Source organism: Cloacibacterium normanense (assembly GCF_002943105.1).
Lineage (GTDB): Bacteria > Bacteroidota > Bacteroidia > Flavobacteriales > Weeksellaceae > Cloacibacterium.
In genome coordinates this window covers 69,001-93,741 of the sequence record NZ_PTPZ01000005.1, presented here as the reverse complement: position 1 = coordinate 93,741, position 24,741 = coordinate 69,001, and the positions used below count along the sequence as shown (strand labels likewise).

The 24,741-nt window shown below is 33.5% G+C and carries 26 protein-coding genes and 1 riboswitch; of the genes, 10 read left to right on the top strand and 16 right to left on the bottom strand.

Annotated elements, in window-relative coordinates:
- Positions 1 to 31: 31 nt before the first annotated feature.
- Positions 32 to 406 (bottom strand): hypothetical protein, encoded by a 375-nt coding sequence (locus C3729_RS09280; protein WP_104793884.1) that lies wholly within the window; start codon positions 404 to 406, stop codon positions 32 to 34.
- 107 nt (positions 407 to 513) lie between these two features.
- Between C3729_RS09280 and recJ the strand changes: the two genes are divergently transcribed.
- The 6 genes from recJ to C3729_RS09250 all read left to right on the top strand — a co-directional run bounded on the left by recJ (position 514) and on the right by C3729_RS09250 (position 6,742).
- Entirely contained in the window at positions 514 to 2,226 is a 1,713-nt protein-coding gene (gene recJ / locus C3729_RS09275; protein WP_104793883.1) for a single-stranded-DNA-specific exonuclease RecJ, read from the top strand.
- A gap of 23 nt (positions 2,227 to 2,249) precedes the next feature.
- Positions 2,250 to 2,567, top strand: coding sequence for a four helix bundle protein (locus C3729_RS09270; RefSeq protein WP_104793882.1), 318 nt, complete (start codon positions 2,250 to 2,252; stop codon positions 2,565 to 2,567).
- Between the two features lie 60 nt (positions 2,568 to 2,627).
- Positions 2,628 to 3,212 (top strand): nicotinate (nicotinamide) nucleotide adenylyltransferase, encoded by a 585-nt coding sequence (nadD, locus tag C3729_RS09265; RefSeq protein WP_104793881.1) that lies wholly within the window; start codon positions 2,628 to 2,630, stop codon positions 3,210 to 3,212.
- Between the two features lie 54 nt (positions 3,213 to 3,266).
- On the top strand, positions 3,267 to 3,608 hold the full coding sequence (locus C3729_RS09260) for a DUF3817 domain-containing protein (protein ID WP_104793880.1): 342 nt from the start codon (positions 3,267 to 3,269) through the stop codon (positions 3,606 to 3,608).
- Positions 3,609 to 4,044: 436 nt separating this feature from the next.
- Positions 4,045 to 6,222 carry an outer membrane beta-barrel family protein gene (locus C3729_RS09255; RefSeq protein ID WP_104793879.1) on the top strand — a complete coding sequence of 726 codons (2,178 nt, stop codon included), beginning with the start codon at positions 4,045 to 4,047 and terminating at the stop codon, positions 6,220 to 6,222.
- A gap of 88 nt (positions 6,223 to 6,310) precedes the next feature.
- Entirely contained in the window at positions 6,311 to 6,742 is a 432-nt protein-coding gene (locus C3729_RS09250; RefSeq protein ID WP_104793878.1) for a GNAT family N-acetyltransferase, read from the top strand.
- 34 nt (positions 6,743 to 6,776) lie between these two features.
- Here C3729_RS09250 and ctlX read toward each other — a convergent pair whose 3' ends face one another.
- Positions 6,777 to 7,697: a citrulline utilization hydrolase CtlX gene (ctlX, locus tag C3729_RS09245; RefSeq protein ID WP_104793877.1), complete on the bottom strand. Its 921-nt coding sequence runs from the start codon at positions 7,695 to 7,697 to the stop codon at positions 6,777 to 6,779.
- A 243-nt stretch (positions 7,698 to 7,940) separates the two neighbouring features.
- Here ctlX and C3729_RS13400 point away from each other — a divergent pair, with 243 nt between their 5' ends.
- Complete coding sequence (locus C3729_RS13400; protein WP_260204509.1) at positions 7,941 to 8,066, top strand: hypothetical protein; 126 nt, start codon at positions 7,941 to 7,943, stop codon at positions 8,064 to 8,066.
- A 74-nt stretch (positions 8,067 to 8,140) separates the two neighbouring features.
- Here C3729_RS13400 and C3729_RS09240 read toward each other — a convergent pair whose 3' ends face one another.
- The 3 genes from C3729_RS09240 to C3729_RS09230 form a co-directional block, all read right to left on the bottom strand.
- Positions 8,141 to 9,331: a homoserine dehydrogenase gene (locus C3729_RS09240; RefSeq protein WP_104793876.1), complete on the bottom strand. Its 1,191-nt coding sequence runs from the start codon at positions 9,329 to 9,331 to the stop codon at positions 8,141 to 8,143.
- Between the two features lie 42 nt (positions 9,332 to 9,373).
- Positions 9,374 to 10,312: a homoserine O-acetyltransferase family protein gene (gene metX / locus C3729_RS09235; RefSeq protein ID WP_260204508.1), complete on the bottom strand. Its 939-nt coding sequence runs from the start codon at positions 10,310 to 10,312 to the stop codon at positions 9,374 to 9,376.
- Between the two features lie 139 nt (positions 10,313 to 10,451).
- On the bottom strand, positions 10,452 to 11,747 hold the full coding sequence (locus tag C3729_RS09230) for an O-acetylhomoserine aminocarboxypropyltransferase/cysteine synthase family protein (protein WP_104793874.1): 1,296 nt from the start codon (positions 11,745 to 11,747) through the stop codon (positions 10,452 to 10,454).
- Between the two features lie 138 nt (positions 11,748 to 11,885).
- Positions 11,886 to 11,995: riboswitch (SAM riboswitch) on the bottom strand.
- 243 nt (positions 11,996 to 12,238) lie between these two features.
- On the opposite strand from C3729_RS09230, the gene C3729_RS09225 reads away from it, so the two are divergent.
- A complete protein-coding gene (locus C3729_RS09225; RefSeq protein WP_104793873.1) occupies positions 12,239 to 14,500 on the top strand; it encodes a glycoside hydrolase family 3 C-terminal domain-containing protein in 2,262 nt (753 codons plus the stop codon).
- A gap of 82 nt (positions 14,501 to 14,582) precedes the next feature.
- On the opposite strand, the gene C3729_RS09220 is transcribed toward C3729_RS09225, so the two are convergent.
- On the bottom strand, positions 14,583 to 15,497 hold the full coding sequence (locus C3729_RS09220) for a dimethylarginine dimethylaminohydrolase family protein (RefSeq protein WP_104793872.1): 915 nt from the start codon (positions 15,495 to 15,497) through the stop codon (positions 14,583 to 14,585).
- Between the two features lie 313 nt (positions 15,498 to 15,810).
- Between C3729_RS09220 and C3729_RS09215 the strand changes: the two genes are divergently transcribed.
- Positions 15,811 to 16,353, top strand: coding sequence for a DUF6705 family protein (locus tag C3729_RS09215; protein WP_104793871.1), 543 nt, complete (start codon positions 15,811 to 15,813; stop codon positions 16,351 to 16,353).
- Positions 16,354 to 16,559: 206 nt separating this feature from the next.
- On the opposite strand, the gene C3729_RS09210 is transcribed toward C3729_RS09215, so the two are convergent.
- Together C3729_RS09210 and eno are read right to left on the bottom strand one after the other, a co-directional pair.
- Entirely contained in the window at positions 16,560 to 17,846 is a 1,287-nt protein-coding gene (locus C3729_RS09210; RefSeq protein ID WP_104793870.1) for a citrate synthase, read from the bottom strand.
- 202 nt (positions 17,847 to 18,048) lie between these two features.
- Positions 18,049 to 19,341, bottom strand: coding sequence for a phosphopyruvate hydratase (gene eno / locus C3729_RS09205; protein WP_104793869.1), 1,293 nt, complete (start codon positions 19,339 to 19,341; stop codon positions 18,049 to 18,051).
- A gap of 203 nt (positions 19,342 to 19,544) precedes the next feature.
- On the opposite strand from eno, the gene C3729_RS09200 reads away from it, so the two are divergent.
- Positions 19,545 to 19,976, top strand: a complete 432-nt coding sequence (locus C3729_RS09200; RefSeq protein WP_104793868.1) for a DUF1655 domain-containing protein — start codon at positions 19,545 to 19,547, stop codon at positions 19,974 to 19,976.
- Positions 19,977 to 20,033: 57 nt separating this feature from the next.
- Here C3729_RS09200 and rplQ read toward each other — a convergent pair whose 3' ends face one another.
- Genes rplQ through secY form a run of 8 tightly spaced genes read right to left on the bottom strand, consistent with a single transcriptional unit; the run spans position 20,034 to position 24,738 of the window.
- Complete coding sequence (gene rplQ, locus C3729_RS09195) at positions 20,034 to 20,549, bottom strand: 50S ribosomal protein L17 (RefSeq protein WP_104793867.1); 516 nt, start codon at positions 20,547 to 20,549, stop codon at positions 20,034 to 20,036.
- Between the two features lie 9 nt (positions 20,550 to 20,558).
- A complete protein-coding gene (locus C3729_RS09190) occupies positions 20,559 to 21,554 on the bottom strand; it encodes a DNA-directed RNA polymerase subunit alpha (protein ID WP_104793866.1) in 996 nt (331 codons plus the stop codon).
- Positions 21,555 to 21,585: 31 nt separating this feature from the next.
- Positions 21,586 to 22,194 (bottom strand): 30S ribosomal protein S4, encoded by a 609-nt coding sequence (gene rpsD, locus C3729_RS09185; RefSeq protein ID WP_104793865.1) that lies wholly within the window; start codon positions 22,192 to 22,194, stop codon positions 21,586 to 21,588.
- Positions 22,195 to 22,212: 18 nt separating this feature from the next.
- On the bottom strand, positions 22,213 to 22,602 hold the full coding sequence (gene rpsK / locus C3729_RS09180) for a 30S ribosomal protein S11 (protein WP_069800926.1): 390 nt from the start codon (positions 22,600 to 22,602) through the stop codon (positions 22,213 to 22,215).
- A 16-nt stretch (positions 22,603 to 22,618) separates the two neighbouring features.
- On the bottom strand, positions 22,619 to 22,996 hold the full coding sequence (gene rpsM, locus C3729_RS09175; RefSeq protein ID WP_069800924.1) for a 30S ribosomal protein S13: 378 nt from the start codon (positions 22,994 to 22,996) through the stop codon (positions 22,619 to 22,621).
- A gap of 9 nt (positions 22,997 to 23,005) precedes the next feature.
- Positions 23,006 to 23,122 (bottom strand): type B 50S ribosomal protein L36, encoded by a 117-nt coding sequence (ykgO, locus tag C3729_RS09170; RefSeq protein WP_004917354.1) that lies wholly within the window; start codon positions 23,120 to 23,122, stop codon positions 23,006 to 23,008.
- An 11-nt stretch (positions 23,123 to 23,133) separates the two neighbouring features.
- On the bottom strand, positions 23,134 to 23,349 hold the full coding sequence (gene infA, locus C3729_RS09165; protein WP_004917349.1) for a translation initiation factor IF-1: 216 nt from the start codon (positions 23,347 to 23,349) through the stop codon (positions 23,134 to 23,136).
- A gap of 9 nt (positions 23,350 to 23,358) precedes the next feature.
- Complete coding sequence (gene secY, locus C3729_RS09160; protein ID WP_104793864.1) at positions 23,359 to 24,738, bottom strand: preprotein translocase subunit SecY; 1,380 nt, start codon at positions 24,736 to 24,738, stop codon at positions 23,359 to 23,361.
- Between the last annotated feature and the right edge of the window lie 3 nt (positions 24,739 to 24,741).

Here is a 24,741-nt window from a genome sequence, read left to right as displayed (position 1 = left end):
TTTGGGCGGTTTTTATTTTTTTAACGTTGATTTAATTCTTCTTAAAAGTGAAAGTTCCTTGAAAAGTCGTATTATTGAAATTCTGCGTCCAATTTCCTGAGTAAGTTTTAGCATTTACATCTGTAATTTTCCCTTTGAACAAAAATCCATTTCTGGTATTGCAAGAAAATTCTCCATCAGCAAAAATATAGCCTAAAAATTCTTCAGAATAATTTTTAGAAGTAGATATTTTGGAGCCTACAATGTTTCCTTCAGAAGTAATCTTAAAAGTGAGTGTTCCATTTTCTGCACCTTGATAATCTCCACTCCAATTTCCTTGAAAAGGTGAATTAATTTGCTCTGAAAGCTCTCTACAAGAAATAAAAAATGTAAAAAAGCCGAGAAGAACAACTGAAATAAATTTCATGATTTTTAGTTTAAACAAAAATAGAAATTATCATGTATATAATAGTCAATAGACATAATTTATAACTATTCTAATTTAAATGAATTTAAATTTCTAACTTTGCATTTATGAGCCAAAAATGGATATACAAACCAGCACCTGATGAAGAAATTGTAGACAGCATCAGTTCTTCAATTGGTTTCGGGACTTTAGAATCAAAAATTTTGGTTCTAAGAGGCATTGATGATTACCAAAAAGCCAGAGAATTCTTCAAACCAAAGTTAGAAGATATTCACAGTCCGTTTTTGATGAAAGATATGCAATTGGCAGTAGACAGAATTGCCTCTGCAATAGAAAACGGCGAAAAAATTTTGGTTTACGGCGATTATGATGTAGACGGAACTACTGCAGTTTCGCTCATGTATCTTTATCTTTCTAAAATTGTAGAAAAAAAATATTTAGATTTCTATATTCCAGACCGTTATTCTGAAGGGTATGGAATTTCTGATGAGGGAATTAATTTCGCTAAAGAAAACGGATTCTCACTTATCATAGCATTAGATTGTGGAATTAAAGCATTAGATAAAATAGAATATGCCAGTTCTCTTGGCATTGATTTTATTATTTGCGACCACCATTTACCAGGCGAAGAATTACCAAAAGCTTTTGCAGTTTTAGACCCAAAAAGAACCGATTGCAGATATCCTTACAAAGAACTTTCGGGTTGTGGAGTGGGCTTTAAATTATGTCAAGGTCTTAATACCATTTATAAAATTCCAGAAAACGAACTCTATGAACTTACCGATTTACTCGCTATTTCTATTGCGGCAGATATTGTAGCAATGACTGGCGAAAATAGAGTTCTAGCAAAACTGGGATTAAAAACCTTAAGAAAAACCAGAAAATTAGGAATAAGACTTCTGATTCCTGAAGAAAAAATTGCTACGTTTGATATTTCTAACATCGTTTTCGAAATTGCTCCGAAAATCAATGCTGCAGGAAGAATTTCTCATGGAAAAGCTGCGGTAGAACTGATGATTTCAGACAATTTAAAACACGCTCATCAAATTGTAGACGACATCTTAAACCTCAACGATTCCAGACGAGAATTAGATGCCAATACTACTCAATCTGCCTTTAACCAAGTCATCGAAACCCAACAAGAAAATAATTTCACCACTGTGGTTTATCACAATGAATGGAACAAAGGCGTTATCGGGATTGTAGCTTCTAGACTGACGGAAGTGTACTACAAACCGACTTTGGTTTTCACCGATGGAAACAATGGCGAAATGGTAGCTTCTGCGAGAAGCGTTTCAGATTTTGATGTGCACGAAGCCTTAGAAGCTTGTAGTGAATATTTCCTAAAATTCGGGGGACATCAAGCTGCGGCTGGACTTTCGATGGAGAAAGATAAATTTGAAGCTTTCAAAGAAAAATTTGAAAAAGTAGTGGCCGAAAAAATTCAGGAACACCAAAAATTCCCTTCCATTACGATAGATTCTGTTATTGAAATAGAAGATTTAAACCGTGATTTCTTTAATTTTCACAGAAAATTATCACCTTTTGGTCCACACAATATGAAGCCTGTTTTAGAACTGAGAAACCAAAAAGTTTCTGGTTACGTAAAACAAATGGGTAAAGACGGAAATCACCTAAAATTCTACATTCATCAACCGGTTTCTGGCAGAAATATAGAATGTATTGGCTTTAAATTAGGTCAATATATGGATGATTTCAAAACTAAAAATTTCGACATTGCTTTTACCGTAGAAGAAAATCACTGGAAAGGAAATGTAACCTATTATTTGAATATTCGTGATGTGAAATTTAGGAATTAGGAATTAAGATTTAGGGATTAGTTATGGGAGATTTCAAAAGTTTGATTGTTTGGCAAAAGTCTGTTTCTTTGGTTACAGAAATTTATCATTTAACAGAAAAATATCCTAAACATGAAATCTTCGGCTTAACTTCCCAAATCAGAAGAGCATCCGTTTCTATCCCATCTAATATTTCAGAAGGCCATCCTAGAAGAAGTTCTAATGATTATATTCAATTTTTAAAAATTGCAAGAGGAAGTTTAGCAGAATTAGAAACACAATTTCTAATTTCTAAAAACTTAAATTTTATTTCCGAAGAACAATATCAAGATTTTGATACAAAATTTATAGAAATTGCTTAAATGCTAAACTCTCTTATCACATCAATCCAAAAATCTAATCCCTAACTCCTAAACCCTTTAATGAAAAAAATCGGACTATTTTTCGGCTCATTTAATCCCATTCATATTGGGCATTTGATTTTGGCGAACTATATTTTAGAAAATTCGGATATGGATGAACTTTGGTTTGTGGTTTCTCCGCAAAATCCATTTAAAGATAAAAAATCATTGCTTACAGACCACAATCGTCTTGATATGGTGCAACTTGCAGTGAAAAACTATCCTAAAATGCGCGCTTCAAACGTAGAGTTTTCTTTACCAAAGCCAAGTTACACGATTGATACGCTTACTTATCTCAAAGAAAAATATCCCAATTATTCTTTTGCGCTGATTATGGGCGAAGATAATCTAGACTCGCTTCCTAAATGGAAAAACGCAGAAAAACTGATGTCTGATTATCAAATCATTGTCTATCCCAGAACTTTTGAAGGTGAGAAAAAAGACAGTGAATATCTACAGCACGAAAACATCAGCATGGTAAATGCACCGATAATAGAACTTTCTGCCACAGAAATTAGAAATATGATTAAAGAAGGCAAAAATGTAAGACCTATGCTTCCACCAGAAGTTTTTGAATATTTAGACGGAAGTAGTTTTTATAAGTAAAATTCATTATTAAATCTTTATTTTTGTACTTCAAATCAAGTAACACTCTATATAATGGAAGTCATCGAAAATTTCTTTTTATCCAAATATTCTCAAGAAAAACTCATCAAATGGTTTAGACAAATTTGTATCGCCGAAGCTATTTCTTGGCTTTTGCTTTTCTCGGCTATGATTTGGATTCGTGAGGACAAAGAAGGAATTTTACCCATTATTTACATTAGTGTTATGGGGAGTATTCATGGTTTATTTTTCACTTTGTACCTGATTCTAGCTATTCCTTGTAGAAAAATTTATCAATGGGATGACGAAGATTCTGTATTCGCACTTCTGGCTGCGTTTTTTCCGTTGGCAACGATTTGGATTGACAAAAAACTGGCAAAATTTGAGAGAGAATAAAGATTTGACCTTCAAAATATTATAAAAAGTGGAAAGAAATTTTCACTTTTTTTTGTTTTTTTGATGTAATACTCTTTCCATTTCGATTGTCTTACTTCTGAAAGCAATTCATTAGCTAAATTTTTATCACTGAAAATCAACAAGTTAAATCAAGTAATAAATTTTATTTACTACTTTGTATTGCATAATACTAAATTAATTATATATCTTTGCAATGTAAATTATTGAACAAAACATACTTCATCTGATTTGAAGCAAATTTTTAGAAAAACTTTTAACCATTTAAAAACGAATAACTAAAACAAATAACCAAACTTGAAAAAAGTCGCAGTGAAAAAATTAATAACCACAAAAACTAATCACCACACCAAATCACTGAACTAATAACCCACTGCGACTTTTCTTTTTTACAGAATTTAAACTTAAAAATTACACCATGAAAAAATTATTATTTACAGCAGCAATTCTTACTTCTCTTTTTTCTTATTCGCAAGAAGAAAAAACAAAAGACATAGAAGAAGTGAAAATGACCAAAAAGGTTTTTCACAAGAAATCTGATAGAATGGTTTATGATGTAGCCAATTCGCCAGTTGCAAAAGGAAGCAATGCTTTTGAACTTTTAAAAGAAACTCCACTTATTTCTACAAGTGACAATGCCAATCTAAAAATTCTAGGAAAAAATGACGCCATCATCTACATTAATGGTAGAAAAAGCAATATGAGCGCGGAAGCGGTTTTAGAAATGCTGAAAAATACACCATCTGAAAACATTCAGAAAATAGAAGTCATTACCGTTCCATCGTCTGAATTTCAGGTAGAAAGCAATCAAGGAATCATCAATATCGTGATGAAAAAGAAGAAATACGATGGGATGAGCGGAACTTGGAAGTTGGAAAACAAACAAGGCTATTATAACAATCCAAACACATCGGTTTCACTCAATTATAAAAAAGACAAACTTACTGTAAGCACCAATACTTATGTAGGAAAATGGTCTGAATATAACACCTATATTTTGAGCAACGGAACAGATACTTCTAGTAATTTATCCGTTGGAAACACCATAAATCCTAATGCTTATGCTGGCGGAAATATTAATGCTGATTATGAAATTTCGGATAAACAAATTTTAGGAATTTCTTACAGCTTGAATCTGAATAAAACCAAAGATGGTTCTTCTTATTTTAGAAATATCATCACCGATTTATCAAATAATTCTACAAGAGAAAACATCACCACAAATAACCAAAATGACCATTCTGCAAACCATTCTCTTAACCTGAATTATGAAATAAAAACAGATACATTAGGAAGCAAACTATCCTTGAATGCTGCGTATCTTAACTTCAATCAAAAGACTGAGAACGTAAACAAAACCAGTGATGTTAATGGAGTAACTTTGGCTAATTTCAACCAATCTATTCCTCAGCAAATTGATAATCTTGGTTTTATGGCAGATTACATTCAGAAATTCAATAAGAATTTAACGCTTTCTGTGGGAGGAAGTTACAACAAAACCAAAACTGACAATGACACTCAATTTGTAAATATTTTGCCACCAACAGGAATTGATGATAACCAATCTAACCATTTTATCTACGATGAAAATATTGTAGGAGTATATGCTACCCTAGAAAAAAGCTTCAATGATAAAATTTCTACCAAATTGGGAACTCGTTTGGAACTGACGAAAAGTGAAGGAAGCGTAATAGACAAAGACGAACATTTTACTAGAGATTACAACAGCTTTTTGCCCTATGCCTCTGTAAATTACGCCATCAATAAGAATCATAATGTAACGTATTCATTCTCTAGTCGTGTAAGAAGACCTTCTTTCTGGGAACTTAATCCTTCTAGAATTTATCTTACTCAGACCAATTATGTACAGAATAATCCTTTTATGAAAGCTTCTCAGTATTACAATCAAGAACTAAACTATATGTATAAAAACACTTATTTCTTGGTTTTAAATACTAGTCTTGTGAAAGATGCATCAGACCAAATTCCTTTACAAAAAGTAGAAAATGGAAATACCGTTTTGAGATACATAAGAACTAACTTTGGCGAAAAACAAGAATTCAGTGCAACTTTAGGATTCCAAAAGAATTTCTACAATGGAATTTGGAGTGCCAATTACACCACAACTTTTGGTCATAATGTGTTCAAAGGAAGTGTAGATACAGATCCAATTACGGGTGAAACTTTCCCAGCGTTTAATCTGAACAAGTCTACGAATTTATTCCACATTCAAGCGAATAACAATATCAGACTTTCGAGCAAAAAAGACTTATTCTTGGGTGTAAATTATTTTTATCTAGCACCTCAGCAAATCTCGATTGGTAAACTTTCCGCTCTTCAATCGCTGGATATTTCTGTAAGAAAAATTTGGAACAATTGGACGTTCTTATTCGAAGCGAATGATGTCCTTAATACGGGTTCAAAATATAATATCACAGATGTACAAAGCAATGGATATTACAATAACGTAAGAAAAAATGAATACAGAAGAATGCTTGCGCTTACCGCAACCTATACTTTTGGAAACCAAAAAACTCAAAAAGCCAGAAATATAGAAGGTGCTAATAAAGACATTAAAAACAGAACAGGAAACTAATCTCACAAAAATCCATCATATTAAACTAAATTTTAATTAAAGAAATCACGAGCAAAATTTTGTTCGTGGTTTTTTATATTTTTACAACATGATATACAGAAAAGCAACCATTAAAGATATTCCTCTGATACAAGTAGTGAGAAATTCTGTAAAAGAAAATCAACTTTCTAATCCTAGCTTAATTCCTAATGAATTGGTAGAAGAGTTTATTACCAAAAGAGGAACTGGTTTCGTGTGCGAAATTGATGATAATATTGTAGGCTTTTCTATTGTAGATTTTATAGAAAATAATGTTTGGGCGCTATTTCTTCTACCCGAACACGAAGGAAAAGGTATTGGCAAAAAACTTCATCAATTAATGCTTGACGAATATTTTAGCAAAACCGAAAAAACCATTTGGCTTTCAACAGAAACAAATTCTAGAGCAGAACTATTTTACCAAAAACAAGGCTGGAAAAACGCAGGATTCCACGGAGAGGAAATAAAATTTGAAATGAGTTTTAAAGATTGGAAAAAATAAAAGCACCGAAAACTTCGGTGCTTCAGTTTATATTTTATTTCTTCGGTAAGAAAACCTCAGCAAGCATACATCTTGCGCTACCGCCACCGTTTATTTCTATGGTTTCTAGATTAGAATAAATAATTTCATTGTACTTTTTGATAGCTGAAATTTGCTCTGGCGTTAAAGAATTGTAAGCCGTTTCACTCATTACCAAAAACTTTTTGCCATCTTCGTTTTGTACTTGAAGCATATTTCCCGCGAATTGTTGCATTTGATCTTCAGAAATTTCTATAATTTCCTTTCCTGATTCTAAAATCGTATTCACTACGTTCACTCTTTCGGTTTCATCATCAATACAATCTAGGCAAATCACCACAAATTGGTCTGCTACACACATCATCACATTGGTATGATAAATCGGCAATCTTTCTCCATTAGCTGTTTGAAAAGAATGAAAAACGACAGGGGTATAACCAAATTTCTCACAAAATTCTCTGAACAAAGCTTCGTCTAACCTCAGCGAAACAGAACCATACGCTAATTTTTGGTCATGATCGAAAATCATGCTTCCTGTTCCTTCTAAAAATTTCCCTTCTTTTTCTGGCGCCGAAAAATCGATAATTTCTTTTACCTCAAATTTCTCTTGAAGCGTTTCTAAAATATCATTTCTACGTTCCCATCTTCTGTTCACGGCACACATTGGATACAAAACCACTGTTCCATCTTGGTGCATAGAAATCCAATTATTGGGGAAAATAGAATCTGGAGTATGAGGTTCTAACGTGTCTTTAATCGTCATCACATTGATGCCATGACTTCTTAATTTTTCTGCAAAATTTTGAAACTCTTGCAGTGCTTTTCCTTGTGTTTCAGCATTTTCTGAATTTACTTGGAAATAATTATTCTGTGCCGTTTCTGCATTAAAACCAAATGCAACGGGCTCTATCATTAAAACGGTGCTTGTTGTTTGCATAATCTGTATGTTGTCTGCCAAAAATACAAATAAACAATTAGAAAATATAAAAGAGGTAGTATCAAAAGCAAAATAGCCTCAATTTTTTATCCCTTCGGATATATTTTTAACTCATCTCAACCTTGAAATTACTATTTCAGATACGTTCAGAAGTATTTCTTTGACGTTCTAGAGTATTCTGGCGGGGTTATAGAACCTATATTTTGGAGTCTCGAACCCCAAATTTATGCTTAGTAACTCCAAATGATGAGTATAACAACGTATATTTTATACTTAAGAACCTTAATAGATGAGTTGAGAACCTCAAATTATCAGTTCAGAACCACTAATGATGATTTAATGACCATAAATGATGTTATTGAGACGTAATAATATCCTTTATACAAAAAAACGTCGTCTTACAAAAATGCAAGACAACGCTTAAGGAAAAAACAAGTTAATAATTATAAAATATCAATCAACACAAATGACACCTCATCTTGATGCTTTGTGAAAACGTCTTTTAGTTGCTGAAAACGAATGCTTCCTACGAAATAAGCATCTTCTCTATTGCCATAAGACTCTTCGATTTCTTCAAAATAATTTTCAAAATTTTGGCTGTCTTTGGCTTCATGTCTAAATAAAACTTTCAAAGGAAAATCTTGAGACAATTTCAGATTTTCTGAGTTGGCTATTTTCTTGTATTCATATCTGTAATCATAAGCAATGGCAGAAATATCAGACAAAACTGCACTTGCAGTAGGCAATGAACCCGCTCCTCTTCCGTAGAAAAATTGCTTATCGGCAAAAGCGGTTTGTACTTTTACTCCGTTAAAAACATCACTCACTGTAGAAAAAGTATCGGTAGATTTTACAAATTTAGGAATCACGAGTGCGATGACTTCTTCTTCATTTCTTTTTTGAGCGTAAGCCAATAATTTAATCTGTAGATTTTTTTCTTTGGCATATTTGATTTCTAAATCTCCCAAATTCTGAATTCCTACATTGAAAACTTCTTCTGGTTTCGTGGTAATTCCGAAAGAATGCGTCAATAGAATTTGAAGTTTAGAACGTGCATCAAAACCACCTGTATCCAAAATAGGATTGCTCTCTGCATAGCCTTTTTCTTGGGCTTCTTTCAGTGCTTCTTCGTAGCTTAAATCATCTTGGAAAGTTTTGGTCAAAATATAATTGGTAGAACCATTTACAATTCCTTGAATAGATTGCAGAAAGTCATTATTGTAATATTCTTCTAAATTTCTGATAATCGGGATACTGCCACAAACTGCCGCTTCATACAGGAAAGGAACCTGATGCTTTTTTTGCAGATCATACAGTTCTTCGAAATGTTCTGCAATCATTTTTTTGTTCGCCGAAACCACTGCTTTTCCGTTTTCTAACGCAGTTTTTACGATTTCAAAAGCTGCATCTGCATCATCTATTAATTCTACCACCAGATTGATTTCTTCGTCTTGCAGAATTTCGTTTTTATCATAATGAAAATGCTCTGGCGAAATATTTCTAGGCTTATCTTTATGCTTTACCACAATTTTTTTGATAGTGGCATCTACCGTTTTACTTTTGTGCAAAACGTCATAAAGACCAGTTCCTACCACTCCATAACCAAACAATCCTATCGTTAATTTTTTGCTCATTTTTTTAATTTTAATTTTTTGAAAATCATCATTTGTGTTTTCTTATAAGTTGAAATGCTTTTTAAGCAATGTTGAAATTTTCTCGGTTTCGATTAAAAATCCATCATGACCATACAGTGAAGAAATCACTTCTAGTTTTGCGTTTTTTATATGTTCAGCTATAAATTTTTGCTCTGAAACAGGGAAAAGAATATCGCTATCTATTCCAATCACCAACGTTTTTGCAGTAATTTGGCTCAAAGCATTTTCCACTGAATTCCTTCCTCTTCCCAAGTGGTGAGAATCCATAGCTTTAGAAAGCATGAAATAACTTTCTTTAGAAAATCTTTTTCTGAGTTTTTCTCCTTGATGTCTTTGATAAGAAGCCGCTTTATAATTTTCTAATTTTTCTTCTTCATCAGTTTGAGTCGCTTCAAAAGTAGCATAATTTCTGTACGAAAGCATGGCGATCGCTCTTGCTGCATCTATTCCGTTTTCGCCTAATTCCAGCGCCATTCTTTGTGCTTCGTTAAAAGCAATTCCCCATGCAGAATGCTTTGCATTGGTAGCAATTACAAATAATTTTTTGATAAAATCTGGTTCTGCAATCGCCCATTCTAAACATTGCATTCCACCGAGAGAACCTCCTAGAAGCAATTCTATTTCAGAAATTTGTAAAAATTTTGCTAACTCTTGATGAAGTTTCACCATATCACGAATGGTGATTAATGGAGTTTTATCTTGTTTTTGGAAACTCGTTCCGTAACAAGAACCTAAAATATTGGCACAAACTATGGTATATTTTTCGGTGTCTAAGGTTAAATTTTCGCCAATGAAATTAGGCCACCAATCTTGCGCATCTGAATTTGCAGTTAAGGCATGACAAACCCAAATCACTTTTTTTTCTGGGGCTATTTCACCAAAAATATGATAAGCAATGTTTACATTTTTTATTTCAGTTCCACTTTCTAGGGCAAAACTTCCTGCCGTAAAATTTTCCAAAATTTTTAAATTTATATTAAAAAAAGATTGTTTTAATCTTAAATTTTGGCTAAAGCCAGTTGAATTTTTATTTTTTGAAATCGGGCTAAAGCCCGATTCTATTGATAATTTCCTACTTCCGACTTCAGCCTTCCAATTTCTATATTTTAGAGAATGATTGCTCTAAATCTGCGATAATATCATCTATATGTTCTATTCCTACACTTAATCTAATTTGTCCCGGAGTAATTCCTGCTTTCAGTCTTTCTTCGTCTGAAAGTTGTTCGTGTGTGGTAGAAGCTGGATTGATGATAAGCGTTTTAGAATCTCCAACGTTTGCTAAATGTGAAACCAATTGTAAATGATCGATGAATTTTACAGCTGCTTCTTTTCCGCCTTTGATTTCAAAATTAAGTACCCCTCCGAAACCTTTTTTCAAATATTTTTTGGCATTTTCATAATCTGGAAAACTAGGTAAACCTGGATACAATACTTTTTCTACTTTCGGATGATTTTCTAAAAATTCTGCTAATTTCTGAGCATTTTCTACGGTTCTGTCTACTCTCAGCGATAATGTTTCTAAGCCTTGAAGCAATAAAAATGAATTGAATGGAGAAATAGCTGGCCCGAAATCTCTAAGACCTTCTACTCTGGCTTTGATGATAAAGGCAATATTTCCAAAAGGTCCATTTACACCGAAAACATCTGAGAAAACCAATCCATGATAACCATCTGAAGGTTCAGAAAACTGTGGAAACTTACCATTTCCCCAATCGAAATTTCCTCCATCTATGATGATTCCGCCAATAGAAGTTCCGTGACCGCCAATCCATTTGGTTGCAGATTCTACCACTACATTTGCGCCATGTTCAATCGGTCTAAACAAATAACCACCTGCTCCAAAAGTATTGTCTACGATTAATGGAATATTATGCTTTTTAGCTACAGCTGAGATTGCATCAAAATCTGCCACATTCAACGTAGGGTTTCCTATGGTTTCTAAATAAATCGCTTTGGTGTTTTCGTTGATCAATTCTTCAAAACTTTCTGGAGCATCGTCTTTAGCAAATTGTGCTTCGATTCCTAATTTTTTGAAAGAAACTTTGAACTGATTATAACTTCCACCGTACAAATAAGGTGAACTCACGAAATTGTCTCCTGCTTGTAAAATATTGGTAATCGCCAAAAATTGCGCAGCGTGACCAGAAGCGGTAGCCAAAGCTGCTACTCCACCGTGAAGTGCAGCCAAACGTTTTTCGAAAACATCAGTGGTAGGATTCATGAGTCTGGTGTAGATATTCCCAAATTCTTTTAACCCAAAAAGATTGGCAGCATGTTCTGCACTGTTAAAGGTATAAGACGATGTTTGGTAAAGCGGCACCGCTCTAGAATTGGTAGTTGGGTCGATTTCTTGACCAGCGTGAAGTTGAAGCGTTTCAAATTTTAAATTGCTCATTTTTTTAATAATTTTTTAATTGTTAAATATTAGAGCAACTTATTTGCAGAAAATTCTTGACGAAAGAGCATAAAAAAACTCTTCCGACAAGTCGAAAGAGTTTTTGATATAGTGTATGACTATTTTAAACTGATTTCAGACTTATCTTTCCCGAATTTCGGGGTTGAATTTGGCACCTTACTCACATTTCTGTTAGCAGGTTGCCAAGGTTTCGCAGGGTCAATTCCCTCCACCTTTCTTAATAAGTTGCGTGTATAAAAGAACGTTTTTCGTGGTGCAAAGATAAAAACAAGTTTTACAGAAAACCAAATTTTTAGAAGAAAAAAATATTTTTCCATTTTAAACAAATCTTAACCAACTGATTAACAGGTAATTTATTGATTTCTATTTTTAACTATTCAATATCAAGATAAGTTTTTTGAAAATTTTATTATCTCATTTTGAGATAATAATAAAAAGTTGTAGTTTTACTGCACCAAAAAATAATTCTTATGTTCAAGAAAATTGCACTTGTTTGCTTAGTCTCGTTAATGAGTTTTCAAGCAAAAGCACAAGAAAAAAAGACACAAATTTATTTAGATGATTCTCAACCTATAGAACTTAGAGTAGAAGACGCGCTTTCTAAAATGACTTTAGAAGAAAAAGTAGCCATGCTTCATGCTCAGTCAAAATTCAGTTCACCAGGTGTTCCAAGATTAGGAATTCCAGAATTTTGGACGACTGATGGACCACACGGAATTCGTCCTGAAGTAAAATGGGATGAATGGGATCAAGCTGGCTGGACCAATGACTCCATCATTGCTTATCCTGCGCTTACTGCACTCTCTGCAACTTGGAACAAAAAAATGTCTTGGAACTACGGAAAAGCTCTTGGAGAAGAAGCTCGCTACAGAAAAAAAGACATTTTACTAGGACCTGGTGTCAATATTTATAGAACTCCATTAAACGGTAGAAACTTCGAATATATGGGAGAAGACCCATTTTTAACTTCTAAAATGGTGGTTCCTTACATTAAAGGCGTTCAATCTAATGGTGTTGCAACTTCTGTAAAACATTTTGCACTTAATAATCAAGAACAATTCAGACATACTAGCAATGTAATTGTAGACGATAGAGCACTATATGAAATTTATTTACCTGCTTTTAAAGCTGCTGTACAAGAAGGAGATTCTTGGACCATCATGGGAGCTTATGACATGTACAAAAATCAATATTCTAGTCAAAATCAATATTTATTAAACGATATTCTGAAAAAAGAATGGGGTTTTAAAGGAGTAGTGATTTCTGATTGGGGTGCTGTAAATGATACTAAACAAGCCATTATGAATGGACTTGACATGGAATTCGGAAGCTGGACAAATGGACTTTCTGAAGGAACTAGCAATGCTTATGACAATTACTATTTGGCACATCCTTATTTAAAACTCATCAAATCTGGTGAAGTAGGAACTAAAGAATTAGATGATAAAGTAAGAAGAATCTTAAGATTAGCTTTCTTGACCACAATGAATAAAAACAAACCTTTTGGAAACATTGCTTCTGAAGAACACAGAGCGATTGCCAAAGAAATTGGTGAAGAAGGAATTGTATTGCTGAAAAATCAAAAAAATGTATTGCCAATTAACATTGCTAAAACTAAAAAGATTGCAGTAATTGGTGAAAACGCCATCAAAATGATGACTGTAGGTGGTGGTTCTTCTTCCTTAAAAGTAAAATATGAAACTTTACCTTTAGACGGAATTAAAGCAAGATTCGGGAAAGATGCAGAAGTTACTTACGCTAGAGGTTATGTAGGAGATGTAGGCGGAGAATACAATGGAGTAAAAACAGGAAAAGACCTTACTGATAATCGTTCACAAGCAGAATTAACCAAAGAAGCGGTAGAACTCGCTAAAAATTCTGATTTTGTAATCTTCGTGGGCGGACTTAATAAGAGTGACTTCCAAGACAGTGAAGGAAATGACAGAAAAGATATGGGTTTGCCTTATCATCAAGATGAATTAATTTCAGCTTTGGCTAAAGCAAACAAAAATTTCTCTGTAGTTTTAGTTTCAGGAAATGCAGTAGAAATGCCTTGGGTAAAAGAAGTTCCTAGCATTGTTCAAGCGTGGTATTTAGGTTCAGAAAGCGGTCATGCTATCGCTTCAGTTTTAGCAGGTGACGCTAATCCTTCTGGAAAATTGCCTTTCACTTTCCCTGTGAAATTAGAAGACAATTCAGCGCATCAATTAGGAGAATATCCTGGTAACAAAGAAGAATTAGCACAAGGAAAAGGAAAAGACCAACAAAACCCTATCAACATAAAATACAACGAAGGTATTTTCGTAGGTTATCGTTGGCATGACACTAAAAATATCAAACCACTTTTCAGTTTCGGACATGGTTTAAGTTACACCACTTTCGAAATTGGTCAAGCTAAAGCAGACAAAGCCGTTATTACCGAAGATGAGACTATTACGTTTACAATTCCAGTAAAAAATACAGGCAAAAAAGCAGGTGCAGAAGTGGTTCAATTATACATAAGAGACCTAAAATCTTCTTTGCCAAGACCATTAAAAGAACTGAAAGGTTTTGAAAAAATCTACTTAAATCCGGGTGAACAAAAAGAAGTAACCATCACGATTGACAAATCTGCATTAAGTTTCTTTGACCCAGTAAAACACGATTGGGTAGCAGAACCTGGTGATTTCGAAGCGCTGATTGGGAATTCTTCAGACGCCATTAAAACGAAAATCAAGTTTTCATTACAATAATTTTTTATTTCTTATTTCTTTAAATCGAAAGGACAACCTCTTTATGAAGTTGTCCTTTTTTATTTTGATAAAAACAATCTAATTATTCTCTAACCAAAGGCATGGTAGAACATCTGAGCAAACCTCCCATTTTAGAAATTTCACGATACGGAATTTCTTCTACCGTAAAACCCCACTCATTTCTCAGAAAGTCATTCATTCTGGTAAAAGTTTCGTCTGAAACCACCACTTCTGGCGAAATAGAGAAAATATTAGGATTCATCTCGAACATTTCTTCTGGTGTTATGTGGAAGCAGTTTTCTTCCCCGAAAATATCTATGATGAGTTGGTAATCACTTTCGTCTACAAAACCGTCTTTGTAAATAATACATTTGTCTTTTCCGATAGGATTAAACGTACAATCTAAGTGCAAAACTCCTTGATATGGAACCTTGTCATTTTTCTTAAGGTCAAGGTCTATAATACGTTTTTTAGGGAAATATTCTTTCAGAATTTCGATAGCATATTCATTGGTTCTGGCTGTTTTATAATTTCTGTAATCTTCGGAGAAACATGTTCCTACAAACAGAAAATCATCCCAAACAATTACATCTCCGCCTTCTATATGTGCGGTTTCTGGTAAATTGATGATTTTGCGCCATTCTACTTTTTCAAAAATTTTGCGATAAGCTTCCTGTTCATCTGCTCTATCTTTGATGACGTTTGAGATAATCATTTTATCTTCGATGACGAAGGCTACATCTCTTGCGAAAACCTGATTGTAATCTTTGATAATATTCGGTCTGAAAACTTCTACATCATATTTTTTGAGCACTTTTTCGAAGGCGGTCATTTCTGCGATGATGTCTTCTTCTTTAGGATAAATGCCATTTTCTATGGAGTAATATGACTTAGCATCATAACTTTCTTCTAAAGTAGGAACTTGGCCAATAGACTTTGGCTGACCTAGAACTACCGATTTTAATCTGCCTGTTTCGTTTTTTATATTGAGCTTCATAAATAATTTCTGCTTAAAGCAAATATAAATAAAGGTTTTGAAGTGAGGAAATTTTTATTAGAAAACGGTAGTGATTTGATATTAAGCAAATTCTTTGAAAAATTAAAGGTAATGCGTATATTTGGGTGTTAGCAGTAATTTTACCCCAGAATACGAGAATTCAAAAACCTAACACAACAGAAAGTGAATAGTACTTCAAAAATTGAAAATTATAATATAGATGAAAGGTGATAGTGAAATGAATAATTGGCAACAAATTTCTACTGGAGGAAAAACGAAATATTAACCGAAGATTGTATATAAAATTAAAAATATGAAATCATTAAATAAAACAGTAAAAATATTTATCATTATAACGATGTATTTAACATCTTTTAATTGTAACGCTCAATATCAATCAAAAGATTTTGCTAATGGAGACAATTACCTTAATAATAATCTAGATAAATTTATTGGCACTTGGAAATATAGTGATGCTAATCAATCATTTACTATTATTTTAAAAAAAGAAAATATAAGATTACCTGTTGTAAATGATGTTAGAGCTGATGCTATGATTGGTTTTCACAAATTCATTAAAAGCGGAAACGTGATTGAGGATACAACCATTGACTATAATACGAATTTTTCCGACAAAAAATTTTCCCTATTTACGTTTGGAGATGATAACGAGATTACTGAATTCAATATAGGCCTTTCCAGTAACTCAACTAAAAAAAACGTAAGTGTAAAAATAGAATTTATAGACTTTAATCATATAAAAATAACGAGAATTAGAAATACTCCAGGTCTTAAACTAAAACCCTTTAATCCAATAATAATATATCCACAAAATATAATATTAATGAGGCAATAAAAACCACTACAGCCAATAACTAGAGTTTCGTTGCGTGCGGAGCACGAACAATGAAACTCCTGTTATGGCAAAATCCGCTCCGCTATTTTTTTTTAATTTATCCGCAAAGCGGATTTTTTGTAGCTTAATTCAATCATCTTTCTTCTCAATAAAAATAAAAAACCTCTCAAAATTTGAGAGGTTTCCTTTTTATAAATTTGTTAAAATTATCTGTTTTCCATAGGAACGTAGTCACGTTTTGGAGCACCTTGATACACTTGTCTTGGTCTACCAATTGGGTCACCGTGAAGACGCATTTCTTTCCACTGAGAAATCCATCCTGGTAAACGTCCTAATGCGAACATTACTGTAAACATTTCTGTAGGAATTCCTAATGCTCTGTAGATAATACCAGAGTAGAAATCTACGTTTGGATATAGTTTTCTTTCTACGAAGTAATCATCTTCTAGTGCTACTCTTTCTAATTGCATCGCAATGTCTAGAGCTTTGTCGTGAACTCCTAGTTTGTTTAAGATATCGTCTGCAGCTTTTTTGATGATTTTAGCTCTTGGGTCAAAGTTTTTATAAACTCTATGCCCGAATCCCATTAATCTGAAGCTGTCTTCTTTATCTTTTGCTTTTTGTACATATTTAGCAACATCTCCACCGTCTTTTTCAATCATTTCTAACATTTCGATTACTGCTTGGTTTGCACCACCATGAAGTGGTCCCCATAATGCAGAAACTCCCGCAGAAATAGATGCAAATAAACCTGTGTGAGCAGAACCTACCATTCTTACTGTAGAAGTAGAACAGTTTTGTTCGTGGTCTGCGTGTAGAATTAATAATTTATCTAGCGCAGCTACCACTACTGGATCAATTTCGAACTCTTCGTATGGTTTTCTGAAAGTCATTTTGTAGAAATTCTCTACATAATTTAGACTGTTATCTCCGTGGTTAAGCGGGAAACCATTGGTTTTTCTGTAAGTCCAAGCACAAAGATGAGCGAATTTAGCCAATAATAATTCTGCAGCATGGTCCATTTCTTCTTTAGATTTTACGTCTACAGCTTTTGGGTTAAATGCTGTAAGCGCAGAAGTAAGAGCAGAAAGTACACCCATTGGATGCGCAGAACGAGGGAAAGCATCAAGAATTTTTTTCATTTCTTCGGCTACGAAGTTGTAATTCTTAATATTGTTCTCAAATTGAGTAAACTGAGAAGCGTTTGGTAATTCACCGTGAAGCAATAAGTACATTACTTCAGAAAAATTAGATTTCTCAGCAATTTGCTCAATAGGATAACCTCTGTAGAAAAGTTCTCCCAAATCACCATCTAAGTAAGTAATATTACTTAAAGTGGCTCCCGTATTTTTATAGCCTAGGTCTAAAGTAATAAGTCCGGTTTGATCTCTCAATTTAGAAATATCAATACCTCTATCACCAATTGTGCTTTCTACGATAGGATACTCATAAGAATTTCCGTCGTAATTGAGTATAACTTTATTATCTGACATGTTTTAGAATATATTTTCAGTAAAAATACAAAAAAAAGAATTTTACCGAAAACTTTCTATTATGCAAACCTATTTATTTTTACTATATCTGTAATAAACTTGCTAAATTGATATAGTTGCTGTTTTTAAAAATAAAATTACTATGAAGAATCCACAAAAAAACCTCCTAAAGTAGGAGGTTTTTCAGATTTATGTAAATAAATTATCTTTTAATTTTAAAAGCATCTAATCCTGGGAAAATTGCATTTTCTCCTAGAGCTTCTTCGATTCTTAATAATTGGTTATACTTCGCCATTCTATCAGAACGAGAAGCAGAACCTGTTTTAATCTGCCCACAGTTGCAAGCTACCGCTAAATCTGCAATTGTAGCATCTTCAGTTTCACCAGATCTGTGAGACATTACAGATGTATACTTATTATGCTGAGCCATTTGTACCGCTGCTAAAGTTTCAGATAATGAACCGATTTGGTTTACTTTTACCAAGATAGAGTTAGCAATATTTTCTTTAACACCTCTAGAAAGTCTTTCTACGTTTGTTACAAATAAATCGTCTCCTACTAATTGTACTCTATCACCGATTTTTTCAGTTAACATTTTCCATCCTTCCCAGTCGTTTTCTTGCATACCATCTTCAATAGAGATAATTGGATATTTGTTTACCAATTCTGCTAAGTAAGAAACTTGTTCGCTGCTTGTAAATTGAGCAGAATCTGGAGTTTGGAATTTTCTATAATCGTAGATTCCATCTTTGTAAAATTCTGAAGAAGCACAGTCTAATGCAATCATTACATCATCACCTGGTTTGTAACCTGCTTTTTCGATTGCTTTAAGTAATGTATCTAAAGCGTCTTCAGTTCCTTTGAAAGTTGGCGCGAAACCACCTTCGTCACCTACCGCAGTAGATAAACCTCTATCATGAAGAATAGATTTAAGATTATGGAAAATTTCAGTTCCTTTTCTCAAAGCGTGAGAGAAAGAATCTGCTTTTACTGGCATAATCATAAATTCTTGGAATGCAATAGGCGCATCTGAGTGAGAACCACCATTAATTACATTCATCATCGGAACAGGAAGTGTATTAGCATTTACACCACCAATATATTTGTAAAGAGGTTGTCTTAATTCAGCAGCAGCAGCTTTAGCAGCAGCTAAAGAAACTCCTAAAATAGCATTAGCACCTAAGTTTCCTTTGTTGTTTGTGCCATCTAAGTCAATCATAATTTGATCGATAAGATTTTGGTCAAAAACTGGAAGTCCTACTAATTCTGGAGCGATTACTTCTTTTACATTTTCTACGGCCTTCAATACGCCTTTCCCCATATATTCTGAACCGCCATCGCGCAATTCTACTGCTTCGTGTTCTCCGGTAGAAGCACCAGAAGGAACAGCTGCACGTCCCATTGCACCGCTTTCGGTAAATACATCAACTTCTACAGTTGGATTTCCTCTAGAATCCAAAATTTGTCTTGCTTCAATAAATGAAATGTAACTCATATTATTCTATTTTAAAGTTTCTATTGTAGGGCTTATCTTTCAAAAAAATGAAGACCAGCTCTTTTCTTATTTTTTGCATTGCAAATTTACGCATAATTTAGCAATGTAAGTTTATGATTTTTGTAGGGTATTTTTTGTATTTTTAAAACATAAAATCCTTCAAATTTTATTTAAAGATACTTATTAATTTTTAAAAAATTGCAATGAAAAAATCTTTTAACTATATCTTAATATTAGCCTTCATAGGTATTATCAGCTGTGATAAGGAAAACAAAACCACCATAGAAAAGGAAGTAAAAGTAGTCAAAACAATAGATGCTAATGGAGTAAGCAAAACAGATTCTATAATTTTAGAAAAACCCAATTTGGAGGGCAAGATTACCAAAACCGAAAATAAAATTGAAAAAAAGGAGTACGTTTATCGTGCTTTTGACGGTACAGAAGCGAGTGTAACTTTTACTACGGGAACTAAGGAAGGTAACTTCATCCTTATCGAAAGAAATAAACTCAAGATAGAATTGCCGCAGATAGAAAGTGATATTTATGAAAAAGATGGTATAAAGGCTGTAAGTAAAGGAGATTTACTTACCATTACCCAAAACGGACAAATTTTCGAGTTAAGTCGTAAAAAATAAGCATAAAAAAACCATTCAGAAATCTGAATGGTTTTTTATTTATAGAAATTCTGAGAATTATTCTTCAGTTTTTTCTTCTGTAGCTTCAGCTTTTGGCTCTTCTACTACAGCAGCTTCTTCTACAACTGGAGCAGCTACTACAGCAGCTTCTTTCTTAGTAGATCTTCTGCTTCTTCTAGTTGCTTTTTTCTCTTCAGCATTAGGATTGTAAAGTTCATTGAAATCTACAAGCTCGATTAATGCAGTATCTGCAGCATCACCAGGTCTGAAACCAGTCTTGATGATTCTAGTATAACCACCATTTCTGGTAGCGATTTTAGGAGCTACAGTTCTGAAAAGTTCTGCAACTGCTTCTTTACTTTGTAAGTAAGAGAAAGCAATTCTTCTGTTGTGCGTAGTATCTTCTTTAGCTTTAGTTAAGATAGGTTCTACGTATACTCTTAAAGCTTTAGCTTTAGCAACAGTAGTATTTATTCTTTTATGTTCAATTAGTGAGCATGCCATGTTAGAAAGCAAAGCGCTTCTGTGAGAGGCTGTTCTACCTAAGTGATTGAATTTTTTTCCGTGTCTCATTGTTAAGGATTATTTATCAGCGTCTAACTTATATTTTGCAACATCAAACCCGAAGTTTAGTCCTTTTGAGTGAACAAGTTCTTCAAGTTCTGTCAATGATTTCTTACCGAAATTTCTGAATTTCATCAAATCAGACTTACTATAAGAAACTAGTTCACCTAGAGTTTCTACTTCAGCTGCTTTTAGACAGTTAAGAGCTCTCACAGAAAGATCCATATCTGCTAATTTAGACTTAAGTAATTGTCTTGTGTGAAGGGTTTCTTCATCGTATTGGATTGATGCTTTTACAGCTTCAGTTTCTAGAGTAATTCTCTCATCAGAGAATAACATGAAATGATAAATTAATATCTTAGAAGCTTCAGTTAAAGCATTTTGAGGGGTGATAGAACCATCAGTCTCAATGTCTAATACTAGTTTTTCGTAGTCTGTTTTTTGCTCTACACGATAGTTTTCAATGCTATATTGAACTTTCTTAATAGGAGTAAAGATAGAGTCAATTGCAATCGTTCCTATAGGTGCATTGTTAGATTTGTTTTGTTCTGAAGGAACATAACCTCTTCCTTTGTCGATGTTGAAATTCATTTCGAAAGACACCTCTTTTGTCAAGTTGCAGATTACTAACTCTGGATTAAGTACCTCGAAGTTATTCATCGAGCTAGCAAAATCACCCGCAGTGATTACTTCTTTACCAGAAACTTTCACACTTACTTGTTCTGCTGATGCGTTTTCTACTTTTGCTTTAAGTCTTAATTGCTTAAGGTTAAGGATGATTTCAGTAACATCTTCTATTACACCTGGAATTGTTGAAAATTCGTGCTCTACTCCTTCTATTTTGATAGATGTGATAGCATATCCTTCTAGAGAAGAAAGTAAAACTCTTCTCAAAGCATTACCGATAGTAAGTCCGAATCCTGGCTCTAATGGTCTAAATTCGAATTGACCTTTGAAATCCGTAGAATTAAGTAGAATTACTTTGTCGGGTTTTATGAATTGTAAAATTGCCATAATATTGGGTTGAGCAAAAATTTGATTAAAATTATTTAGAGTATAATTCGACGATTAGCTGTTCTTTAATATCTTCAGGGATCTGAATTCTTTCAGGAGCTGAGATAAAAGTACCTTCTTTCTTTTCGTCGTTAAATTGTAACCATTCATAAGATGATTTAGAAGCTAATGAATCAGCAATTACTTCTAGAGACTTAGATTTTTCTCTAATAGCAACTACGTCACCTGCTTTTAATAAATATGAAGGAATGTTTACAATTTCTCCGTTTACTGTTACGTGTCTGTGAGAAACTAACTGTCTAGCAGCAGCTCTGGTTTTAGAAAAACCTAATCTGTATACTACGTTATCTAATCTAGATTCACATAATTGTAAAAGAACCTCACCTGTAACGCCTTTGCTTCTGTGCGCTTTATCGAAAAGGTTAGCAAATTGTCTTTCTAAGATACCGTAAGTATATTTAGCTTTTTGTTTTTCAGCTAACTGTACAGCATATTCAGATTTTTTAGCACCTCTTCTTTTGTTAGGTCCGTGTTGTCCTGGTGGTTGATTTTTTCTTTTTTCGAAACTTTTATCGTCTCCGTAAATTGCAGCACCAAATTTACGTGCAATTTTAGTTTTTGGTCCAATATATCTTGCCATAGGTTAAATTTCTAAAAATTAAACTCTTCTTCTTTTAGGTGGTCTACATCCATTGTGTGGCATAGGAGTCACGTCAATGATTTCTGAAACTTCAATTCCTGAATTGTGAATAGATCTGATAGCAGATTCTCTACCTGCACCTGGACCTTTCACAAACACCTTTACTCTTCTTAAACCAGCTTCATAAGCTACTGAAGAGCAATTTTCTGCAGCCATTTGAGCTGCGAATGGAGTATTCTTTTTAGAACCTCTGAATCCCATTTTACCGGCAGAAGACCAAGAAATTACTTCTCCGTTTTTGTTTGTCAAAGAAATAATAATATTATTGAAAGAAGCTTGGATATGTGCTTCACCAATAGCTTCTACTTTTACTTTTCTTTTTTTAACTACTTTAGTTTGTTTTGCCATAATTCTAATCTAAAGATTATTTACTTGCTTTTTTCTTGTTAGCAACTGTTTTTCTCTTTCCTTTACGGGTTCTAGAATTGTTTTTCGTTCTTTGGCCTCTTAAAGGTAATCCCAGTCTGTGACGTATTCCTCGTTGGCAACCTATGTCCATCAATCTCTTGATGTTCAATTGCACTTCAGAACGTAATTCACCTTCTACTTTAATGTTTTCAGTGATGTAATTTCTGATTGCAGCCAATTCATCGTCATTCCATTCGTTGACTTTCTTGTCTTCGCTGATACCGGCATTTTTAAGGATTTCAGAAGCTGTGCTTCTACCAATTCCGTAAATGTAAGTTAAACCGATAACGCCTCTTTTGTTTTTTGGTAAATCAATACCTGAAATTCTCGCCATAATTTAATTTTAGCCTTGTCTTTGTTTAAATTTTGGGTTCTTCTTGTTAATAATGTACAATCTGCCTTTTCTTCTTACGATTTTGCAATCTGCACTTCTTTTTTTAATTGATGCTCTAACTTTCATTAGTATTTAATTTAATATCTAAATGTTATTCTTCCTTTTGATAAATCATAAGGAGAGAGTTCTAATTTTACCTTGTCTCCTGGTAAAAGTTTTATGTAATGCATTCTCATTTTCCCTGAAATATGAGCGATGAGAACATGCCCATTTTCCAGTTCCACACGGAACATGGCGTTAGATAGTGCCTCCACTATAACGCCATCTTGTTCTATATGTTTTTGTTTTGCCATAGATGTTTTTTATAAGTTTGATGTTCTAGATAATTTAGATTGCATCAATCCATCATAGTGATGGTTCAACAAATACGTATTGATTTGCTGAACTGTATCTAAAATTACTCCTACCATGATCAATAATGAAGTTCCTCCGAAAAAATGGGAGAATCCTTCAGTCTGAACAAAGCCTCCATGCACTAAAGCTGGAAGGATTGCAAAGATAGATAAAAAAAACGCACCCGGCAAGGTTATTTTAGATAAAATATCATCTAAGTAATTTGCAGTCTCTTGTCCTGGTCTTACTTTCGGTATTAAACCTCCATTTCTCTTTAAGTCATCTGCCATTTGATTCACTGGAATAGTAATGGCTGTATAGAAGTAAGAGAAGATGATAATTAAAATTACTAATAATACATTATACTGCCAGCTGAATGGATTTTTGAATCCTGCTAAGAAAGTATTGGTATCATCGAATTTAGTTAACAAACCTGGAACAAACATTAATGCTTGTGCGAAAATTAGTGGCATTACTCCAGATGCATTTACTTTTAGAGGAATCCATTGTCTTGCTCCTTGTAATAAATTTCTGTTTGCACCACCTGTTGCGTGAGCTCTACTTACATATTGAATAGGAATTTTTCTTACTGCTACTGAAAGTACAATTGCTAATAAGATAACTACCAACCAGAATAAAACTTCGATGAGAATCATGATGCTTCCTAAACCTCCGTTTCCTGTTTGAGTAGTAAATTCTTGTAAAAATGCAGTTGGTAAACCAGCTAGAATCCCTACCATGATTAAAATAGAAATCCCGTTACCAATGCCTTTATCTGTAATTTTTTCTCCTAACCACATTGCAAAGATAGAACCTGCAACTAATATCACTACACTTGGAACATAAAATGCAATAGATTGCGGATCAATATAATACGCAGATCTAAATTGTTCGTAAGGTAAAAAAACCTGTGTAATAGTACCTAGGTAAAATGGTGCTTGTACGAGACAAACACCTATTGTTAACCATCTTGTAATTTGATTTAAGGTTTTTCTACCACTTTCACCATCTTTCTGAAGTTTCTGTAAGTAAGGAATTGCCATTCCCATAAGCTGCACAATAATAGATGCAGAAATGTACGGCATGATTCCTAAAGCCATGATTGAAGCATGACTGAAAGCTCCTCCAGTAAATGATGATAATAGACCTAATAGACCTGCAGCTTGTTTACCGCCACCTTGTTTTTGAAAATGATCTAATAAATTTCCTACTTCTGCCATGTTAATAGCTGGTAGAGAAATATAAGAAGCAAATCTATATACTAGAATCAAAGAAAGAGTGACAATAATCTTGTCCCTCAATTCTTGTAAACTCCAGATGTTTTTAAGTGTTTGAATAAAACCTTTCATTTG

Bases quoted from the DNA above. Each gene is read 5' to 3' on its own strand.
- C3729_RS09220 (WP_104793872.1), bottom strand. From the start codon at position 15,497: ATGAAGCTCAATATAAAAAACGAAACAGGCAGATTAAAATCGGTAGTT.
- C3729_RS09270 (WP_104793882.1), top strand. From the start codon at position 2,250: ATGGGAGATTTCAAAAGTTTGATTGTTTGGCAAAAGTCTGTTTCTTTG.
- C3729_RS09255 (WP_104793879.1), top strand. From the start codon at position 4,045: ATGAAAAAATTATTATTTACAGCAGCAATTCTTACTTCTCTTTTTTCT.
- C3729_RS09280 (WP_104793884.1), bottom strand. From the start codon at position 406: ATGAAATTTATTTCAGTTGTTCTTCTCGGCTTTTTTACATTTTTTATT.
- eno (WP_104793869.1), bottom strand. From the start codon at position 19,341: ATGAGTTACATTTCATTTATTGAAGCAAGACAAATTTTGGATTCTAGA.
- ykgO (WP_004917354.1), bottom strand. From the start codon at position 23,122: ATGAAAGTTAGAGCATCAATTAAAAAAAGAAGTGCAGATTGCAAAATC.
- C3729_RS09190 (WP_104793866.1), bottom strand. From the start codon at position 21,554: ATGGCAATTTTACAATTCATAAAACCCGACAAAGTAATTCTACTTAAT.
- C3729_RS09210 (WP_104793870.1), bottom strand. From the start codon at position 17,846: ATGTCAGATAATAAAGTTATACTCAATTACGACGGAAATTCTTATGAG.
- recJ (WP_104793883.1), top strand. From the start codon at position 514: ATGAGCCAAAAATGGATATACAAACCAGCACCTGATGAAGAAATTGTA.
- C3729_RS09250 (WP_104793878.1), top strand. From the start codon at position 6,311: ATGATATACAGAAAAGCAACCATTAAAGATATTCCTCTGATACAAGTA.
- C3729_RS09240 (WP_104793876.1), bottom strand. From the start codon at position 9,331: ATGAGCAAAAAATTAACGATAGGATTGTTTGGTTATGGAGTGGTAGGA.
- C3729_RS09230 (WP_104793874.1), bottom strand. From the start codon at position 11,747: ATGAGCAATTTAAAATTTGAAACGCTTCAACTTCACGCTGGTCAAGAA.
- C3729_RS09215 (WP_104793871.1), top strand. From the start codon at position 15,811: ATGAAATCATTAAATAAAACAGTAAAAATATTTATCATTATAACGATG.
- rplQ (WP_104793867.1), bottom strand. From the start codon at position 20,549: ATGAGACACGGAAAAAAATTCAATCACTTAGGTAGAACAGCCTCTCAC.
- infA (WP_004917349.1), bottom strand. From the start codon at position 23,349: ATGGCAAAACAAAAACATATAGAACAAGATGGCGTTATAGTGGAGGCA.
- rpsD (WP_104793865.1), bottom strand. From the start codon at position 22,194: ATGGCAAGATATATTGGACCAAAAACTAAAATTGCACGTAAATTTGGT.
- C3729_RS09225 (WP_104793873.1), top strand. From the start codon at position 12,239: ATGTTCAAGAAAATTGCACTTGTTTGCTTAGTCTCGTTAATGAGTTTT.
- ctlX (WP_104793877.1), bottom strand. From the start codon at position 7,697: ATGCAAACAACAAGCACCGTTTTAATGATAGAGCCCGTTGCATTTGGT.
- C3729_RS13400 (WP_260204509.1), top strand. From the start codon at position 7,941: ATGATGAGTATAACAACGTATATTTTATACTTAAGAACCTTAATAGAT.
- C3729_RS09260 (WP_104793880.1), top strand. From the start codon at position 3,267: ATGGAAGTCATCGAAAATTTCTTTTTATCCAAATATTCTCAAGAAAAA.
- secY (WP_104793864.1), bottom strand. From the start codon at position 24,738: ATGAAAGGTTTTATTCAAACACTTAAAAACATCTGGAGTTTACAAGAA.
- rpsK (WP_069800926.1), bottom strand. From the start codon at position 22,602: ATGGCAAAACAAACTAAAGTAGTTAAAAAAAGAAAAGTAAAAGTAGAA.
- rpsM (WP_069800924.1), bottom strand. From the start codon at position 22,996: ATGGCGAGAATTTCAGGTATTGATTTACCAAAAAACAAAAGAGGCGTT.
- C3729_RS09200 (WP_104793868.1), top strand. From the start codon at position 19,545: ATGAAAAAATCTTTTAACTATATCTTAATATTAGCCTTCATAGGTATT.
- nadD (WP_104793881.1), top strand. From the start codon at position 2,628: ATGAAAAAAATCGGACTATTTTTCGGCTCATTTAATCCCATTCATATT.